Source organism: Dactylosporangium sp. NPDC051087 (assembly GCF_055586325.1).
Map to the genome: position 1 here is coordinate 15,457 of NZ_JBVJIJ010000024.1, position 17,620 is coordinate 33,076.

Sequence of the window (17,620 nt, forward strand, 5' to 3'; positions counted from 1 at the left end):
CCGTTCCCCTACCGTTTCATGTTGATCAGCGAGTCGAGCGTGCTGTCGACCACCGAGATGACCTTCGCCGCCGCCTCGTACGCCCGCTGGAACTGCAGCATGTTGGTCATCTCCTCATCCAGGCTGACCCCGGACTCGGCCTGTTCGGCCGCCGTCACGTCGTCGGCGATGACCTGCTGCGCGTCGGCGCGCCGGTTGACCGTCTGCGCGGAGATGCCGATGTCCACCACGAAGTTGCGGTACTGGACGTCGGCACCCGCCGGGTCCTTCACCAGGTTCGCCAGCTGGGTCGCGTTGTCGCCCTGGAACGGGTTGGTGGCCGTGCTGGACGCCGCGACCTTCGTCGGGTCGGTGATCGCCACGCCGATGTCGCTGGCGTCCGTGCCCGAGAAGAAGTCCCCGCCCTGCACCGGTGTCGGCGTCGTGGCCGGCGGGACGACGGTGATGTCCCAGCCCTGGGCGTGCTGCGCGTTCACGCTCGTGATGAGCTTGCCCGCCACGTCGTCGAGGCCCTGCACGGCGTCCGGGACGGTCTGGTTGAGCGCCTCCAGCCGCGACGCGATCCGGCCCGAGGCGATGGCGGCGACCCCGCCGCCGGCGTCGGCGAACTGCACCTGCGGCGGCGAGATCGTGCGCCCGTCGACGGTGGTCGAGCCGACCGCCTGCAACTGGCGTGCCGTGTCGCCCTGCACCAGCACGGCACCGGCGAGCAGCACGTCGGTGGTGCCGTCCGCCTTGGGCCGGGCGGTCGCGCCGGTCAGCTCCGACAGCCGCAGGATCAGCGTGTCGCGCTTGTCGGACAGCTCGTTCGTCGGCATGTCGGCGACCTTCGCCAGGGCGATGCGGGCGTTGAGGTCGGCGACGCTCGCGGTGGTCTGGTTGACCACGTCGACGTCGGCGGTCAGCTGTTCGCGGGTGGCGGTGTACAGGTCGCCGAGGTTGGCCCTGGTGGTGCGCATCGTCCCGGCGACCGTGCTGGCCCGGGAGAGCAGCTGGGTGCGGGCCGAGGCGTCGCCGGGCCGGTTCGCCACGTCCGACCAGGCGTTCCAGTAGTCCGACAGCTGCGCCTGCAGGCCGCTGTCGCTGGGCTCGCCGAGTGCCTGCTCGACGTTGGCGTACACGGTCTTCTGCGCCTGCAGGTATTCGTTGAGCCCGTGCTCGGAGCGGGTGCGGTTGGTCATGAACTCGTTGTGCAGCCGGGTGACGCCGGTGATTCTGACGCCGTCGCCGACGCCGGTGCTCAGCGAGTACCGCGCCGGCTCGGTCACGTTCTCGACCGGGGACAGCTCGACCCGCTGCCGCGAATAGCCCTCGGTGTTGACGTTGGCGATGTTCTGGCCGGTGATGTCCAGCGCCCGGCGCTGCGCGTAGAGCGCGGACAGTGCGGTGTTCAGGCCGGAGAAGGTGCTCATCTACATCGCCTCGTCAACTAGCCGGGTACGGGGCGCGGACCCGACGGTCTGCCCCCGCCGCCCGTAGGTCTCCACCGATCCCGCGACGGCCAGCATCGTCTCGCGGGCGGCCCGCGCACCGGTGGTGAGGATGTCGCGGTTGGCCTCGGCGAGCGCGCTGACCTCGGCCGTCAGCGTCAGGAACGCCATACGGTGCTGGTTGAGCAGGTCCGACCACGGTGCCGGGGACGCGTCGGCGAGCTGGGTGAGGCTCGGGTTGGGGCCGAGCCCGAGGGAGGCACCGATCGCCTCGACCTCGGCGGCGCGGACGACCTCGGTGCGCCGGATCTCCTCCAGCACCACCTCGACCTCGCGGGTGGCGTGCGCGAGCCAGCGGGTGCGGCCGCCCGCGAGGACCAGCTGCTCCTCCTCGAGCTTGAACAGCAGCAGCTCCAGCATCTCGCGTTCGCGCCACAGGATGCTCGCGAGATCCGCCAGCCCCATGTGTGTGCCGCCCTTCACCGCGTCGTCGGTCGCTTCAACCACACAGTTCGGCAGGTCGATACGAGGGTTGAGTACTACCTCCCCGCAACTTTGCGTCACTCGGATCTGCACCCAGGGCTACCGAGGCTGGAGCTCGACCAACTCCTGCCACGAAGAGGTTGCCGTGACCGTCAGCATCGAAGCCCAGACCTCGCTCAGCGCCGCCGAGCTCGACGCCGCCGTGCGCAGCCACCTGCCCCTGGTGGGGCACCTGGTCCGCGAGATGCTCGGCCGGCTGCCCGCGCACGTGTCCCGCGAGGACCTCGTCTCCGCCGGCATGGCCGCCCTCGCCCACGCCGCCAAAGGCTTCGACCCCAGCCGGGGCATCCCCTTCGGCAGCTTCGCCACCACCCGCATCCGCGGCGCACTCCTCGACGAACTGCGCGGCCTCGACTGGGCCAGCCGATCCGTGCGCACCCGCGCCCGCAAGGTCGAAACCACCCAGCAGGAACTCACCGCCGCACTCGGCCGCACCCCGACCCAGGCCGAGCTGGCCGAGGCGCTCGGGGTGGCGCCCGAGGAGCTGAAGGCGATCGGCGACGACGTGCAGCGCGCGGTCGTGCTGTCGCTGCAGGGTTTCACCGCGGGAACCGCCGAGGACCTGGTGCCGGAGCGCACCCCGGGCCCCGAGGACCTGATCCTGCACCGGGAGAAGATCGGCTACCTGCACCACGCCGTCAACGCCCTGCCCGAGCGGCTGCGGCACGTCGTCACCGCGTACTTCTTCCAGGAGCGGCCGATGACGGACATCGCCGCCGAGCTCGGCGTCACCGAGTCGCGGATCAGCCAGCTGCGGGCCGAGGCGCTCATGCTGCTGCGCGACGGGCTCAACAACCACCTCGACCCGCAGCTGCTCGCCGCGCCGGAGCGGGGCAACGGCTGCGTCGCGCGCCGGCGGGAGGCGTACTACAGCCAGATCGCGAGCCAGGGCGACCTGAGCGCACGGCTCGCGCACACGACCGCCCTCGGCATGCCCACCTCGGAGCTGAAGGACGCCGCCTGAGGACAACAACCTGTTCGCAACCGAGTGCGACCATTTGTGTACCCAAAGTGACAGAGGCTGGATCTTGCCGGGAGGTTCTCCCGGCCCACGAAGACCCACTCCTGCCACGAAGAGGTTGCCGTGACCAGCACCGCCACCCACGCACGACCCAGCAGCACCGCCACCACCACCAGCGCGCGCGAGCGGGATGACCTCGTCCGCGCCCACCTGCCGCTCGTCGGGCATCTCGTCCGCGAGATGCTCGGCCGGCTGCCCGCGCACGTGTCCCGCGAGGACCTCGTCTCCGCCGGCATGGCCGCCCTCGCCCACGCCGCCAAAGGCTTCGACCCCAGCCGGGGCATCCCCTTCGGCAGCTTCGCCACCACCCGCATCCGCGGCGCACTCCTCGACGAACTCCGCGGCCTCGACTGGGCCAGCCGATCCGTGCGCACCCGCGCCCGCAAGGTCGAAACCACCCAGCAGGAACTCACCGCCGCACTCGGCCGCACCCCGACCCAGACGGAACTGGCCGAGGCGCTGGGCATCGCCCCGGACGAGCTCAAGACGATCGACGACGACGTGCAGCGCGCCGTGGTGCTGTCCCTGCAGGGCTTCACCGCCGGCACCGCCGAGGACCTCGTCCCCGAGCGCACCCCGGGCCCCGAGGACCTGATCCTGCACCGGGAGAAGATCGGCTACCTGCACCACGCCGTCAACGCCCTGCCCGAGCGGCTGCGCACGGTCATCACGTCGTACTTCTTCGACGAGCGGCCGATGAACGACATCGCCCGGGAGCTGGGCGTGACGGAGAGCCGGGTCAGCCAGCTGCGGGCCGAGGCCCTGGTCCTGCTGCGCGACGGGCTCAACAACCACCTCGACCCGCACCTGCTGGCCGCGAAGGAACGCGCCGGCGGCTGCATCGCCCGCCGCCGGGAGGCGTACTACAGCCAGATCGCGGACCAGGGCAACCTCAACGCCCGGCTGGCGCACACCACGCCGCTCGGCATCCCGAGAACGTTCTAGCCACCGAGACCCGGTTCCCCACGGAGCCGGGTCTCGTCGCGTTGTAGTTGCGTTGCGGAAGATTTCTCAAGCAGATTCCTCATGCCCCCGGCGATGCCGCCGATGTGTTGAGCGAGCGGGCCAAGGACGGCCCGCGCAGCACCGGCCCGCATCAAGGAGGAATCACCATGGGTCTTCGTATCAACAACAACATCGCCGCTCAGAACGCCTACCGGAACCTGTCGGTGACGGACAGCCAGATGAGCAAGTCGCTGGAGAAGCTCTCCTCGGGCTACCGGATCAACCGGGCCGCCGACGACGCCGCCGGCCTGTCCATCAGCGAGGGCCTGCGGTCCCAGATCGGCGGCATCAAGGTCGCGGTGCGCAACGCGCAGGACGGCATCTCGGTCGTGCAGACGGCTGAAGGCGCGCTCACCGAGACCCACTCGATCCTCCAGCGCATGCGTGACCTGTCCGTGCAGGCGTCTTCGACCGGTTCGCAGGACACCGACGCCCGCACCGCCGCGCAGACCGAGTTCACCCAGCTGAACTCGGAGCTGGACCGGATCGCGTCCACCACGTCGTTCGGCGGGCAGAAGCTGCTCGACCGGGGTGGCGCCTACACCGGCACCTTCCAGGTCGGCGCCAACACCTCCAGCGCCGACCAGATCGCGGTCAACCTCGGCACCGCCGCGTTCGGCAGCGTCACCGGCGTGACCGGCTTCGACTCGACCGGCCTCGGCACCGACGCGCTCAGCCTCGTGACCGGCGCGTCGGCGGCCATCACCGCGATCGACACGGCCATCAAGGGCATCTCGACCGCCCGGGCGACGCTCGGTGCCTACCAGAACCGCTTCGAGCACACCATCAACAACCTCAACACCACGGTGGAGAACCTGTCCGCGTCCGAGTCCCGCATCAGGGACACGGACATGGCCCAGGAGATGGTCTCCTTCACCCGCTCGCAGATCCTGACCCAGGCCGGCACCAGCATGTTGGCCCAGGCCAACCAGGCGCCGCAGAACGTGCTGTCCCTGCTGCGGTAGTACCGGCGCACCACCCGCACCGCACCACACGCACCAACCTCCTCAGTGATGACACATCGGCGGCGCCTCCACCCACGGGGGCGCCGCCGCTGTTTTTTCTTCGGAAATCCCTTATGCGGCAAGGCGAAGCGCCGATGTTGAGTACGAGCGGGCCACGGATGGCCCGGTCTGTGACCCGATTCAAGGAGGAACTTCATGGGTCTTCGCATCAACAACAACATCGCTGCTCAGAACGCCTACCGTAACCTCTCGGTCACGGACAGCCAGATGAGCAAGTCGCTGGAGAAGCTGTCGTCGGGTTTCCGGATCAACCGGGCCGCCGATGACGCGGCAGGCCTCTCGATCAGCGAGGGTCTTCGGTCCCAGATCGGCGGCCTGAAGGTCGCGGTGCGCAACGCTCAGGACGGCATCTCGGTCGTGCAGACGGCTGAGGGTGCGCTCACCGAGACGCACTCCATCCTGCAGCGTATGCGTGACCTGTCCGTTCAGGCGTCGAGCACGGGTTCGCAGGACACCGATGCGCGCACGGCCGCGCAGACCGAGTTCACTCAGCTGAACGCCGAGCTGGACCGGATCGCGACCACCACGTCGTTCGGCGGGCAGAAGCTGCTCGACCGTTCGGCTGCCTACACGGGCACATTCCAGGTCGGCGCCAACACGGCGTCCGCAGACCAGATCGCCGTCAACCTCGGCACCGCGGCCTTCGGCAGCGTTGCTGTGACCGGCTTCGACTCGACCGGCCTCGGGACCGACGCACTCGATCTCGTTGGCGGCGCGTCCGCGGCCATTGACGCGATCGACACCGCGATCAAGGGTGTTTCGACCGCTCGGGCCACGCTCGGTGCATACCAGAACCGGTTCGAGCACACCATCAACAACCTGAACACGGCCGTGGAGAACCTGTCCGCCTCGGAGTCGCGCATCCGTGACACGGACATGGCCTCCGAGATGGTGTCGTTCACCCGCTCCCAGATCCTGACCCAGGCCGGCACCAGCATGCTGGCCCAGGCCAACCAGGCGCCGCAGAACGTCCTCTCCCTGCTGCGCTAACGGAGCTGGAGTCTGATGACCTGACGAGGGCATGACAGGGCACGGCACCCAACCAGGGCGCCGTGCCCTGCCAGTTTCTTCTCAACTCGCCCCGGACCCGGCCGATCGGCTGCTTGAACAGGCCACGGACGGCCGGACCGAGCTCAAGGAGGAACTGACATGGGTCTCAGGATCAACAACAACATCGCCGCTCAGAACTCCTACCGGAACCTGTCGGTGACCGACAACCAGATGAGCAAGTCGCTGGAGAAACTGTCCTCGGGCTTCCGGATCAACCGGGCCGCCGACGACGCCGCCGGCCTCTCCATCAGTGAGGGCCTGCGCTCGCAGATCGGCGGCCTGAAGGTCGCAGTACGCAACGCCCAGGACGGCATCTCGGTCGTGCAGACCGCTGAGGGTGCGCTCACCGAGACGCACTCCATCCTCCAGCGCATGCGTGACCTCTCCGTGCAGGCGGCCTCGACGGGTTCGCAGGACGCCGACGCGCGGGCCGCCGCGCAGACCGAGTTCAGCCAGCTCAACCAGGAGCTGGACCGGATCGCGACGACCACGTCGTTCGGCGGGCAGAAGCTGCTCGACCCGTCGACCACGTACGTCGGCACCTTCCAGGTCGGCGCGAACACGGCGACCGCGGACCAGATCACCGTCAGTCTCGGCACCGCCGCCTTCGGCAGCGTGGCCGTGACCGGCTTCGACTCCACCGGCCTCGGCACCAGCGCGCTCGACCTGGTGACCGACGCGAGCACCGCGATCACCGCGATCGACACGGCGATCAAGGGTGTCTCCACCGCCCGGGCGACGCTCGGTGCGTACCAGAACCGCTTCGAACACACGATCAACAACCTGAACGTCGCCGTGGAGAACCTGTCCGCGTCCGAGTCCCGCATCAGGGACACGGACATGGCCCAGGAGATGGTCTCGTTCACCAGGTCGCAGATCCTGACCCAGGCCGGCACGAGCATGCTGGCCCAGGCCAACCAGGCACCGCAGAACGTGCTGTCGCTGTTGCGCTGACAGCGCTCGTAGCGCGGGGAGGGGACCGAGGTTTCCTCCCCGCACGCTTTGTCTCACGGAGGTACCAGCATGGGTAGCGTCGACGGCCTCATCTCGGGCATGAGCACCTCGTCGGTCATCAGCGGGCTGATGCAGGTCGAGGCCGCCCCACAGACCGCCCTCAAGACCAAGGTCGCCACGCAGCAGAAGGTCGTCACCGCGTACCAGGGCATCAACACGAAGATGAAGGCCCTGATGACCGCGTCCAAGGCGCTGGTCGACCCGACCGCCTGGCGCGGTGGCGTCGCCACGTCCAGCTCCGACGCGGCGACCGCCTCGACGACCGCGACCAGCAGCGCCCAGAGCGGCTCGCTGTCCTTCCGGGTCAGCAAGCTGGCCTCCGCGCACGCCATGGTCTTCTCCAGCACGGTCTCGGCGACCACCGACCAGATCATGGCGCCGGGGTCGTTCAACATCAACGTCAACGGCACGCCGAAGAGCGTCACGGTCGCCGACGGCTCGCTCAAGGGCGTCGTCGACGCGATCAACGGCACCGCCGACCTCGGCGTGAAGGCCACCGCGTTCCAGGTGTCCCCCGGCCAGTACACGATGCAGCTGACGTCGACCACGACCGGCGCGCAGTCGGTGTTCGACCTCAACGGCGCCAACCCCTTCTCCCTCGGCGCCGAGCAGACCGTGTCCACGGGCGCGGACGCCGAGCTGCTCGTCGGCGACCCGCTCACCCCGCTGAAGGTGACGTCGTCGACGAACACGTTCAAGGACCTGATGAGCGGCCTCACCGTCACCGCCACGAAGGTGCAGGCCCCCACCGACCCGCCGGTCACGGTCACCGTCGCCAGCGACACCGAGGGCGTCGCCACGAAGGTCCAGGCGATGGTCGACGCGGCGAACTCGGCGCTGTCGGAGATCGCCGGCCAGACCAAGAACAAGAGCGGCGCGGTCCCCGGCGGCCCGCTCGCCGGCAACAGCATGATGTCGTCGGTCGCCAGCTCCGTGCTCAACACGGTCTCCGGCGGCACCTCCACCGGCGGCAGCTACAAGGACATCGGCATCGAGCTGACCCGCGACGGCCAGCTCACCTTCGACAAGGCGAAGTTCAAGGCGGCGCTGGAGGCCGACCCGGCGAAGGTCGAGGGCCTGTTCATCAACACCGCGCAGACCGACGTCACCCTCAAGACCGGTCTCGCCGACAAGCTGTCCGCCGCCGCGGACAAGGCGACCCAGACCAACACCGGCACGCTGTCCCGGCTGATCACCAGCGGCAACGACGCGATCACCGACCTCAACAAGCGCGTCGACGACTGGGACGTGCGGCTGCAGGCCCGGCAGGCGACGCTGCAGAAGCAGTTCGGCGCCATGGAGACCGCGCTGGGCAAGCTGAAGAACCAGGGCAACTGGCTGTCGGGCCAGCTCGCCTCGCTCGGCTAGGCCGGTGCCGGTACCACTGCCGCTGCCGCCGCCGATTCCCCTTTGGCCCTGGAGAACGTATGACCACACAAGCACTGCGCAACCGCTACGTCAGTGACAGCGTCGCGACCGCTCCCCCGTCCCGGCTGCTCGTCATGCTCTACGACCGGCTCGTGCTGGACCTGATGATCGCGGGCCAGTCCCTGGAGCAGGGTGACCGGCAGACGGCGTCGGGGCGCATCCAGCACGCCCAGGAGATCATCATGGAGCTCCGGGCGACGCTGGACACCTCCGCGTGGAGCGGCGGGCCCGGCCTCGCGTCGCTGTACAGCTACCTGATCACCGAGCTGATGCAGGCCAACGTGAGCGGCGACCGGAGCAAGGTCGAGCACGTGCAGAGCTTCGCCGAACAGTTGCGCGACGCGTGGCGGGAGGCCGCCGCGCAGGTGATCGGGTCCGGCCCGTGACCTCGCCGGCCGGCGAATGGGACACCGCGTGGGGCGCGGCGCTCGACGCGATGGAGCTCGAGGCCGACGAGGTCGAGCAGATGCTGCGCCACCGTGACGTGCTGGAGTCCGCGCCGGTGACGCCGGTGACGTTCACGCCGCCGGAAGGGCTCGGGCCGCTGCCGATCGCCCTGGCGGACCGGGCCCGCCGGCTCGTGCAGCGGCAGCTGGACCTCGCGCGGGAGCTGACGATCGCGATGGCCGGCAACCGCCAGCAGGCGCGGCTGGTCAACCGGCTGCACCGCGAGGCGATCGACACGGTCCCGGTGTACGTCGACAACCGCACCTGAAAAGCACTTCGATTGCGCCCGAAACGGCCGATGTGGTCGGCATGACCCATATCCCGGTGTCCGTGATCGTCGCCGCGGGCGGCAGCCCCGACGACTTCCACGCCTGCTTGCTGTCGCTGCGGTCCACCCTCGGCCTGCGCGACGAGGTGGTCTGCGTCCTGCCACCGGAGCGTCCCGACCTGCGCGCCGAGCTGCGCGGCGAGACCTGGCTGAAGGTGATCGAGCCGGCCCCCGGATCCAGCACCGCCGAGCGCTGGGCGGCCGGCGTCGACGCCACCCGCCACCCGATCATCGTGATGGTCGACGGCGACGTCGTGCTGTCCGCGCACTGGCTCGACCCGGTCCTGGAGCCCTTCCACGACCCGTCCGTGGTCGCCACCGGCCCGCGCTGCCACCTCAGCTTCGGCCCCCAGGACGCCGGCCTGCCCCCGGAGGCGATGGGCAGCGCCGCGGCGTTCAAGTCCTACGCCCGGCAGTGGCGGCAGGACCATCGCGGCGAGTTCAGCGACGTGGACCGGCTCGGACCGGTGTGCGTGGCGATCCGCCGCGACGCGCTCGCCATCGCCGGCGGGCCGACCGCGGACCTGCCCTGGGACGGGCTCGCCGCGCAGGGCCGCATCACCATCGCGCACGCGGCGCTGGTCGCGCACGTCGCGTCGCCGTCGTGCGGGCTGCGGGCCGAGTTCGTGGACCCGGCCGACGCGCCGCTGATCAGCGCGTCGTTCATCGTCAAGGACGAGGCCGACGTGCTGGGCCGGTCCCTGGACGCGATCCGCGACCTGGTCGACGAGATCGTCGTCTACGACACCGGCTCGACCGACGACACGGTCGCCGTCGCGCGCGCCCACGGCGCCAGGGTCATCGAGGGCTTCTGGAACGACCACTTCGGCGACGCCCGCAACCGCTGCCTGGAGCACTGCCGCGGGCGGTGGGCGCTGTGGGTCGACGCGGACGAGATCTTCACCGGCAACATCCGGGCCGTCCGGGAGGCCGTCGCGGCCAGCGACGCCAACGCCTTCTTCGTGACCATCGACAACCAGGAGGGGCACGAGGGCGGCTCCGGCATCAGCACCATCTACTTCCCGCGGCTCTTCCGCAGGGCACCGTCGCGCCTGTACGGGCGGCTGCACGAACAGGTCGTCGACCGGATCACCGGGTACGCCCAGGTCGGCGGCCAGCTGCCGGCGCTGGTGCTCAACCACACCGGGTACACCGAGCTGCGCAAGACGGTGAAGGGCAAGGCGGAACGCAACCTGCGCCTCGCCGAGCTCGCCGCCGAGGACGTCAGCGGGATCACCGCCATCGGCAACCTCGCCCGCGCCCAGATCGGCTCCGGGCACGTCGAGGAGGCGATCGTCACCTCCCGCCGCGGCCTGGCCCAGGCGAAGGAGAACAGCCACCACGTGCTGTTCCTGAAGATCCTCGCCGACGCCTACCTGGCGCTGAACCGGCTCACCGAGGCCAACGAGACGATCGAGGAGCTGCGCCGCATCGCCAGCAAGGGCTTCACCGTCGACGAGCACGAGGTCAAGCTGCGCTTCGCCGAGGGCGACTACGAGCGCGCCCTGGAGATCGTCACCAGCCTGCCGGAGTCGGGCATGAACGACCTGCTGTACGGCGTCGGCAGGGGCCGCTTCGCCGGGCTGGAGATCGACACGCTCAGCCGGCTGGACCGGCACCAGGAGGCGGCGCAGCGGCTGCGCGAGTCGCTGCGGGAGGGCCGGGTGCCGGTGCCCGTGTCGCGGATGGCGCAGGTGCTCGGCGCCGCCGACGGCAGCCTGGCCGAGGTCGCCGAGGTGCTGCCCCGCGAAGGGCTGCGCGGGCTGCTGTTCGGCATCGCGGAGGCGCCGCCGGAGGCCGCCGACGAGCTCCTGGAGGCGTTGTGGCGCCGGTACCCCGGTGAGCCGACGGTGCTGACCGTGGCCGCGCGGGTCGGCCGGCTGGTCCCGCTGATCCGGGCGATGGAGTGGTCGGCCCGGCTGCGCCAGCACGGCTTCGCCGAGCGCTGCACGCTGCTCGCGCTGTCCGAGGATCCAAGGCGTACACCGCGGGAGCGGACCCTGGCCGCGGCGATCGCGCTGGAGATGTTCCACGACGAGGCGGCGCTGCCGCTGCTCAACGACGCGCTGTCGGAGGTGCCGGACGACCAGAGCGCCCCGGTGCTGGAGGAGATGCGGATCCTCGCCCCGAAGGTGTCGGACTCGATCGAGCTCGCCGACGCCTGAGCACGCACGCTTCGCCGCCGGTGCTCGACGAGCGCCGGCGGCGAAGTCGGTCAGGTCAGGTGCGCGGGCCGTACGCCAGGGCGAGGGTCAGCACGGAGCGGGCGTTGACCGCCGGGTCGTCGCTGAGCGTGACCCGCACGGCGGACGGCAGGGACTCGCCCTCCGGCTCGCCGTAGACCACGATCTCCGGCAGGGTCCGGCCGTCGGCGAGCTCCCGCATCACCCCGGCGATCGAGTCGCCGACCGCGTCCGTGACCTCCGGCAGTCCCTGGACCACCAGGGCCAGCTCGACACCGGGGACCGTGGTCGCCACCTCCAGCGCACCGGACAGGACGACCGCCGCCGTCTCGATCAGGTCGGGGTCGACGACGACCGTGATGCGGCTGCTGTCCTCACGCGCCGGCGCGGCCGCCGGCCGCTGCCCGGGCCGCGCCCAGTGGTTGGCGGCGTAGGCGTCCGGGAAGGTCTCGCCCGCCCGGTGCGGCTCCGTCCAGTGGTACGGGTAGAACAGCTCCGACCCGAGGACGGCGGGGATCTCCCGGCCGAGCGCGTCCTGCTCGGCGAGGACCCGGGTGAGCAGCTCCGGACCGGTCTGCGCCGGCTCGCCGGCGGTCTGCCAGGCCAGCGCGTCGGGCAGCGCGGCGACGACCGCGGCGAGGAACGGATGGCCGGGGACGCAGCCGAACAGGCCGATGCCCGCGTGGAAGCCGTCCTCGCGGGCGGTGAACGCCCGTACGCCGGTGAGGAGGTCCTCGATGTTGCGGAAGCACTCGAAGTCGGTGCCGAGGTGCACGCCGCCGTGGGTGAGCAGCAGCTCGTAGCGGAAGATGTCGGCCCTGCGCGCCGGGGAGGCGGCGGCGTCGAACGCGGCCTGGTTGATCAGCGGCGGCACGTCGTCCTCCTGCCACAGCCGCAGCTCCCAGCCCGGGTGGTGGCGCCGCCACGTCTCGCCGAACGCCCGCGCCCGGTCCGTCAGCGGCCCGCCGAAGCTGATCCGGTGGAACACGCGGGGAATGAGCTGGCGGTCTGTGCTGGTCATGGTCATCGGAGGCTCCCGGCGAGGTCGCGGGTGTGCAGCAGCTCGCGCAACGAGACGTCGAGCGGGCCGCGGGGCAACGGCATCGCGTGCCGGTAGGGATCGTGCCCGCCGGGCGGGGTGAACGCGCAGACGATGTCGCAGGCGCGCCACAGGTCGTCGGCGTCGGCGCAGGCGAGCACCTCCGCGCCGGCGTCGACCGGGCCGTCGGACCGGGCGCCCGGCGGGACGCCCACGACGAGGACCGCGGCGCCCGGCGGGAGCGCGGCCACCTCCCGGGTCACGTCGCCGAGCAGCGGCGACAGGGCGCTGACCCCGATCCGGACCGGGCGGCCCTCCTCCCGGGCGGCGGCCCGGCGGCCGCTGAGCAGCCAGCCGACGCTCACCTCGATGGAGGTGACGGTGACGAGGTCGGAGTGCAGCCGGTCGAGCAGGGTGCCCTTGCCGTGCGGGTCGGGCAGCGCGCGCAGCTCCTCGAGCGTGCCGGGCCAGGTCGCGGTGAGCAGGCGCAGCCGGGCGTCGGTGCGCCGGGTCAGCTTCCGGGCGGTCGCCTCGTAGGTGGTGGCGCGGAACGCGGGATGCGTGCGCAGCGCCGGGTGCCGCTCGGCGAGCCGGGCGCGGGCCGCGCCGGTCCGCCCGGCCCGGTCGATCAGCGACGCCACGTCGAAGCCGGCCCGGACCCGCTGCACGGCGTGCCGGTTGTGCACGGCCCGCAGCCCGCCGGGCCGTTCGCAGAGCCGGTAGGCGAGGTCGGCGTCGCCGGCGGCCGGCAGCTCGAAGCGGGCGTCGCCGAGCGCGCCGCGGCGGATCGACCAGCGGCGGTCCCAGAACTGGTGCCACTCCCCCACGCCGAGGTGCCGGATTCCCTCATGGCTCAGGTGCGCCTGGCCGCGGAACGCGAGCCACGCCTCGACGGTCGTGGCGGTGCCGGCGGCCGGTCCGGTCCGGCCGAGGACCGCGTCGACCTCGGCGCCGTGCTCGGCGTGGGTGCGCAGGTGCTCGGCGAGGCAGCGCGGCGCGGGCTCGTCCCCGGCGTCGACGAAGCACAGGACGTCGCCGCGGGACGCCTCGACGCCCGCGTTGCGCGCCTCGGACGGCGGCCCGTCGTGCCCGACGAAGACCAGGTCGAGCCGGTCCCGGAAGCGCGCCGCGACCGCCCCGGCGGCGTCGTCCCCGGCGACGACCACCTCGAAGGCGGGCAGCGTCTGCTCGCACAGCGCCGCGAGGCAGGCCGGCAGTGCGGCGGGCCGGTCGTCCGCGGTGACGACGACGCTCATCGTGAGCGCGGTCCGCGGCGGCGCGAGGTCGCCGGCGAGCTCCTGGTAGACGTCCGCCCAGCCGTGGCCGGCCAGGCCGCTGGAGTGGTCGAGCACCGGGCTGCCGGGGTCGAGCCAGTCGGCGTGCAGGCCCCGCTGGTCGGCGACGCAGACGAGGTCGGCGCGGGTGAACTGGTCGGTGAGGTAGACCTGCGCGGGCTCGCCCGGCGGCGGGTGCCAGCCGGCGTGGACGCTGGCGACCACCGGGACGCCGAGCAGCCAGGCGCGTTCCATGATCGCGGGGTCGGCGAGGTCACCGGCGAGGTGCAGGTGGACGGCGTCGACGGGCCGACCGGCGATCAGCTCGCACAGCAGCGCCTCCGACGGCGTGTCGCCCAGGTACGGCGCGGCGCCGACGTCGAGGGCGAATCGGTGCACCTCCTGCGCGACGCCGAGGTCGTGCAGGGCGACCGCGCCGGTCGCCGGGCGGGGTTCGACGGTCAGCACGTCCCAGCCGCGGGCGGCGACCTGGCGGGCCAGGCCGGTGCAGCGCTCGAAGGCGACGGCGTCACGGGACGGGAGGATGACGGCCACGCAGGGCCGCCGCGAATTCCGGGCCACGGTGACCTGATCGGCAACCGGCCGGCACCGTCTTAGGAAACGGAGCCGGCCGGTCGAGCGGTGCGGTCAGTGCCGGCCGGCGCCGACCAGCTCGCCCTCGAGCACCGGGGCGGGCGGCGGCGGCACCTCGCGGCGGCGCATGAAGCGCGGCGCCCACCAGTTGGCGTTGCCGAGCATCGTCATCAGCGAGGGCAGGACGACCGCGCGGATGACGGTCGCGTCGAGCAGGATCGCGGCGGCGAGACCGACGCCGAGCTGCTTCATGTCGATGGTGCTCAGCGTCGCGAAGATGGAGAACACCGCCACCATCACGATCGCCGCGCTGGTGACCACGCCGGCGGAGCCGGTGATGCCGTGCGCCACCGCGTCGCGGGTCGGCATGCCCTGCCTGACCGCCTCGCGGATGCGGCTGACGACGAAGACGTGGTAGTCCATCGACAGGCCGAAGAGCACCACGAAGAGGAACAGCGGCAGCCACGACACGACCGCGTCCATGGACGTGAAGCCCAGGATGCCCTCGGCCCAGGTGCCCTGGAAGATCAGGACGACGAGGCCGTAGGAGGCGCCGGCGGAGAGCAGGTTGAGCCCGATCGAGGTGACCGCGACGACCACCGAGCGGAACGTGAACGCCATCACCAGGAACGTCAGGATCAGCACGAACCCGACGACGAGCGGCAGCTTCTGCTTGACGTGCTCGGCGTAGTCGACGTCCGCGCCGACGAAGCCGCCCACCGCGGTGTCGGTGCCGGCCACCTTGCCGACGGTCTGCGGCACCATGACCTGCCGCAACCGGTCGAGGGACTCCTTCGCCTGCGCGGAGCGGCCGGCGTACGGGGTGGCGACGTCGAGCACCGCGACGCTGCCGTCGGCGGAGACCTGGATGTCCGGTGCCTCGTCCAGCGGCGCGAAGAGCGGGTCCGCGGCCGCGGCCTTCGCGAGCTCGGCCAGTGCCGCCTTCGTGGCGTCGAGCTGGCCGGCCGGGACGCGGACGGCGACGGTGTGCACGGTGCCGTTGCTCGGGTACGCCTTGACGAGGCGGTCGTAGGCCTGCATGGCCGGCGTGGTGCGCGGCAGGTCCTCCATGCCGGGGAAGCTCAGCCGCATCGTCAGGGCCGGCGCGGCGAGCGCCAGCAGGGCCAGGACCGAGACGGCCAGGGTGATCGCCGGCCGGCGCAGGGCGGGCCGCAGGATGAAGCTCCAGACCTTCGACTGGCCCTCGCTCTCGGCGCGGGGCCGGGTGAGCCGCCACAGGACCGGCACGCGGGGCCGGTCGATCCAGCGGCCGAGCTTCGACAGCAGCGCCGGCAGGACGGTCAGCGAGCCGATCACGGACACGAGCACGACCAGGATCGAGCCGGCGGCGAGGGACGAGAAGACCACGTCGCCGGCGAGGAACAGCCCGGCCATCGCGATGGTGACGGCGACACCGGAGACGACGACGGCGTGCCCGGAGGTCTCGGCGGCGATCTCGACGGCGTCGAGGTGCCGGCGGCCCTTGGCCCGTTCCTCCCGCTCGCGGCGCAGGTAGAACAGCGAGTAGTCGACACCGACGGCCATGCCGATGAGCAGGATGACGCTGGCGGTGGTGTCGGTCGACGGGACCAGGTGCGAGGCGAGCGTCGAGAGGCCGAGCGCGGCCGCGACCGACGAGAGCGCGAGGAGCACCGGCACGCCGGCGGCGATGAGCGCGCCGAACGCGACGATGAGGATCGCGAACGTCACCGGCAGGCTGAGGAACTCGGCCCGCTGGAAGTCCTTGCCGAGCGTCTCGTCCATGGCCTGGCCGATGGACTCGCCGCCGGTCTCCTCGACCCGCAGCCCGGGGTGGGCGCGCTGGACGTCCGCGGTGGCGTCGCGCAGCCTGCCGACCCGGTCCTGGGCGGTGTCGGGGTCGCCGCTCATGGTGACCCGGACCAGCAGCGCGCTGCCGTCGTGGGAGGGCAGCGGGTCGCTCACCGACGCGACCTCGGGCAGCGCCTTCATCGCGGTCGCGACGTCGGCGGCGGCCTTGTCCGCGGCCGTCCGGTCCAACCCGCCCGACAGGGCGGTGATGAGGACGCTCTCGGTCGCCGGGTTGTCGAACTTGCCGTCGTCGACGATGACGCCGGCCCGGCCGGACTCGCCGATCGCCTGGTCGGAGTTGCTGGCCTCGACGGTCCCCGCCATGTTGCCGCCGATGAAGCAGACAGCGACGAACACGACCCACAGTGCGATTGCGCGCCAAGGGTGTTCCGCGCTCCAGCGCGCCACCCGTACGGTAACTGGTCTCTTCTCCACGTACAGAGACGCTATGGACCGGCGGCGCCGCGGACATCCGGGCTGCACCCGACTCGCACCCGGATTCGCGCCGTGGGGGTTTTCCCCGAGCGGTATTCCTCAACCCCGGGTCGATGACGCCGATAGCTCAAACGAGCAAGGATCGCTCATCGAGGCAGCCAGGGACCGGCGACACACCGCGAGCGGAACCGTTTTTCACCTGGACGGGAGCATCCCTGCCGTGTTCGAGGACGTCACGTCGGTCACCCTGCACAGCGCCCTGACGGGCCTGGCGAAACGGCAGCGGGTGATCGCCGACAACATCGCCAACATCGAGACACCCGGCTTCCTCGCCGGGAAGGTGTCGTTCGAGGACTCGCTGCTCGGCGCGGTCGAGGCCGGCCGGCCCCAGGACGCGTCGATCGCCGTGGCCCGCTCGATGGAGCCGACCCGCGAGGACGGCAACAACGTCAACCTCGACCACGAGGTGCTCTCCAACGTCGACACCGGGCTGCGGTACCAGACGATGCTGCGCGGCGTCGACGACAAGTTCATCCTCCTGCGTACCGCGATCAGGGGCTGACGGCGATGACCATCTTCAGCGCGATCGGCATCGCCGGCACGGGTGTGACCGTCTACCGCAAGTGGCTCGACGCGGTCGCCGACAACGTCGCCAACATGAACGACGCCCAGTCGACGTCGGGGCAGGTGTTCCGGGCCCGCTACGTGCAGGCCCGCGCCGTGGACTACGGCACCGGGGAGGGCGGCGTGGTCGTCGCCGGCACCGCGCTCGGCGACCCCAAGGGCCGGCTCGTGTACGAGCCGGAGAACCCGCTCGCCGACCGGGAGGGCTACGTCAAGTACCCCGACGTGGATCTCGGCTCGCAGATGACGCAGATGATCATGGCGCAGCGCGGATACCAGGCGAACCTCACCGTCGTCGACCGGGCGAAGGACGCGTACCAGGCCGCGATCCAGATCGGGAAGGGCTGATC

16 protein-coding genes are annotated in these 17,620 nt (G+C 71.4%); 11 read left to right on the forward strand and 5 right to left on the reverse strand.

The features are described from left to right. Positions 1–8: 8 nt before the first annotated feature. Together flgK and flgN are read right to left on the reverse strand one after the other, a co-directional pair. A complete protein-coding gene (gene flgK, locus ACZ6TV_RS38285) occupies positions 9–1,412 on the reverse strand; it encodes a flagellar hook-associated protein FlgK (protein WP_465303352.1) in 1,404 nt (467 codons plus the stop codon). Next, on the reverse strand, positions 1,413–1,937 hold the full coding sequence (flgN, locus tag ACZ6TV_RS38290) for a flagellar export chaperone FlgN (RefSeq protein WP_465303354.1): 525 nt from the start codon (positions 1,935–1,937) through the stop codon (positions 1,413–1,415). Between the two features lie 121 nt (positions 1,938–2,058). Here flgN and ACZ6TV_RS38295 point away from each other — a divergent pair, with 121 nt between their 5' ends. The 9 genes from ACZ6TV_RS38295 to ACZ6TV_RS38335 all read left to right on the forward strand — a co-directional run bounded on the left by ACZ6TV_RS38295 (position 2,059) and on the right by ACZ6TV_RS38335 (position 11,456). Further along, positions 2,059–2,937, forward strand: a complete 879-nt coding sequence (locus ACZ6TV_RS38295; RefSeq protein WP_465303356.1) for a sigma-70 family RNA polymerase sigma factor — start codon at positions 2,059–2,061, stop codon at positions 2,935–2,937. A 120-nt stretch (positions 2,938–3,057) separates the two neighbouring features. Next, a complete protein-coding gene (locus ACZ6TV_RS38300; protein WP_465303358.1) occupies positions 3,058–3,939 on the forward strand; it encodes a sigma-70 family RNA polymerase sigma factor in 882 nt (293 codons plus the stop codon). Positions 3,940–4,106: 167 nt separating this feature from the next. Further along, positions 4,107–4,964 carry a flagellin N-terminal helical domain-containing protein gene (locus tag ACZ6TV_RS38305; RefSeq protein ID WP_465303360.1) on the forward strand — a complete coding sequence of 286 codons (858 nt, stop codon included), beginning with the start codon at positions 4,107–4,109 and terminating at the stop codon, positions 4,962–4,964. Between the two features lie 195 nt (positions 4,965–5,159). After that, entirely contained in the window at positions 5,160–6,014 is an 855-nt protein-coding gene (locus ACZ6TV_RS38310; RefSeq protein WP_465303362.1) for a flagellin N-terminal helical domain-containing protein, read from the forward strand. A 159-nt stretch (positions 6,015–6,173) separates the two neighbouring features. After that, a complete protein-coding gene (locus ACZ6TV_RS38315) occupies positions 6,174–7,028 on the forward strand; it encodes a flagellin N-terminal helical domain-containing protein (RefSeq protein WP_465303364.1) in 855 nt (284 codons plus the stop codon). A 69-nt stretch (positions 7,029–7,097) separates the two neighbouring features. Continuing rightward, positions 7,098–8,456 carry a flagellar filament capping protein FliD gene (fliD, locus tag ACZ6TV_RS38320; RefSeq protein ID WP_465303366.1) on the forward strand — a complete coding sequence of 453 codons (1,359 nt, stop codon included), beginning with the start codon at positions 7,098–7,100 and terminating at the stop codon, positions 8,454–8,456. A 59-nt stretch (positions 8,457–8,515) separates the two neighbouring features. Then, positions 8,516–8,902, forward strand: a complete 387-nt coding sequence (gene fliS, locus ACZ6TV_RS38325) for a flagellar export chaperone FliS (protein WP_465303368.1) — start codon at positions 8,516–8,518, stop codon at positions 8,900–8,902. Next, a complete protein-coding gene (locus ACZ6TV_RS38330; protein WP_465303370.1) occupies positions 8,899–9,231 on the forward strand; it encodes a hypothetical protein in 333 nt (110 codons plus the stop codon). The genes fliS and ACZ6TV_RS38330 overlap by 4 nt, the downstream gene beginning before the upstream one ends. Positions 9,232–9,272: 41 nt before the next feature. Beyond that, complete coding sequence (locus ACZ6TV_RS38335) at positions 9,273–11,456, forward strand: glycosyltransferase (RefSeq protein WP_465303372.1); 2,184 nt, start codon at positions 9,273–9,275, stop codon at positions 11,454–11,456. A 55-nt stretch (positions 11,457–11,511) separates the two neighbouring features. On the opposite strand, the gene ACZ6TV_RS38340 is transcribed toward ACZ6TV_RS38335, so the two are convergent. The 3 genes from ACZ6TV_RS38340 to ACZ6TV_RS38350 form a co-directional block, all read right to left on the reverse strand. After that, positions 11,512–12,495: a glycosyltransferase gene (locus ACZ6TV_RS38340; protein ID WP_465303374.1), complete on the reverse strand. Its 984-nt coding sequence runs from the start codon at positions 12,493–12,495 to the stop codon at positions 11,512–11,514. Positions 12,496–12,497: 2 nt separating this feature from the next. Further along, positions 12,498–14,342 carry a glycosyltransferase gene (locus ACZ6TV_RS38345; protein WP_465303376.1) on the reverse strand — a complete coding sequence of 615 codons (1,845 nt, stop codon included), beginning with the start codon at positions 14,340–14,342 and terminating at the stop codon, positions 12,498–12,500. Between the two features lie 93 nt (positions 14,343–14,435). Then, entirely contained in the window at positions 14,436–16,646 is a 2,211-nt protein-coding gene (locus ACZ6TV_RS38350; protein ID WP_465303378.1) for an MMPL family transporter, read from the reverse strand. Between the two features lie 220 nt (positions 16,647–16,866). On the opposite strand from ACZ6TV_RS38350, the gene ACZ6TV_RS38355 reads away from it, so the two are divergent. After that, positions 16,867–17,208 carry a flagellar basal body rod protein FlgB gene (locus tag ACZ6TV_RS38355; protein ID WP_354782135.1) on the forward strand — a complete coding sequence of 114 codons (342 nt, stop codon included), beginning with the start codon at positions 16,867–16,869 and terminating at the stop codon, positions 17,206–17,208. A gap of 5 nt (positions 17,209–17,213) precedes the next feature. Next, complete coding sequence (locus tag ACZ6TV_RS38360; protein ID WP_465303381.1) at positions 17,214–17,618, forward strand: flagellar basal body rod protein FlgC; 405 nt, start codon at positions 17,214–17,216, stop codon at positions 17,616–17,618. The last annotated feature ends 2 nt before the right edge of the window (positions 17,619–17,620 follow it).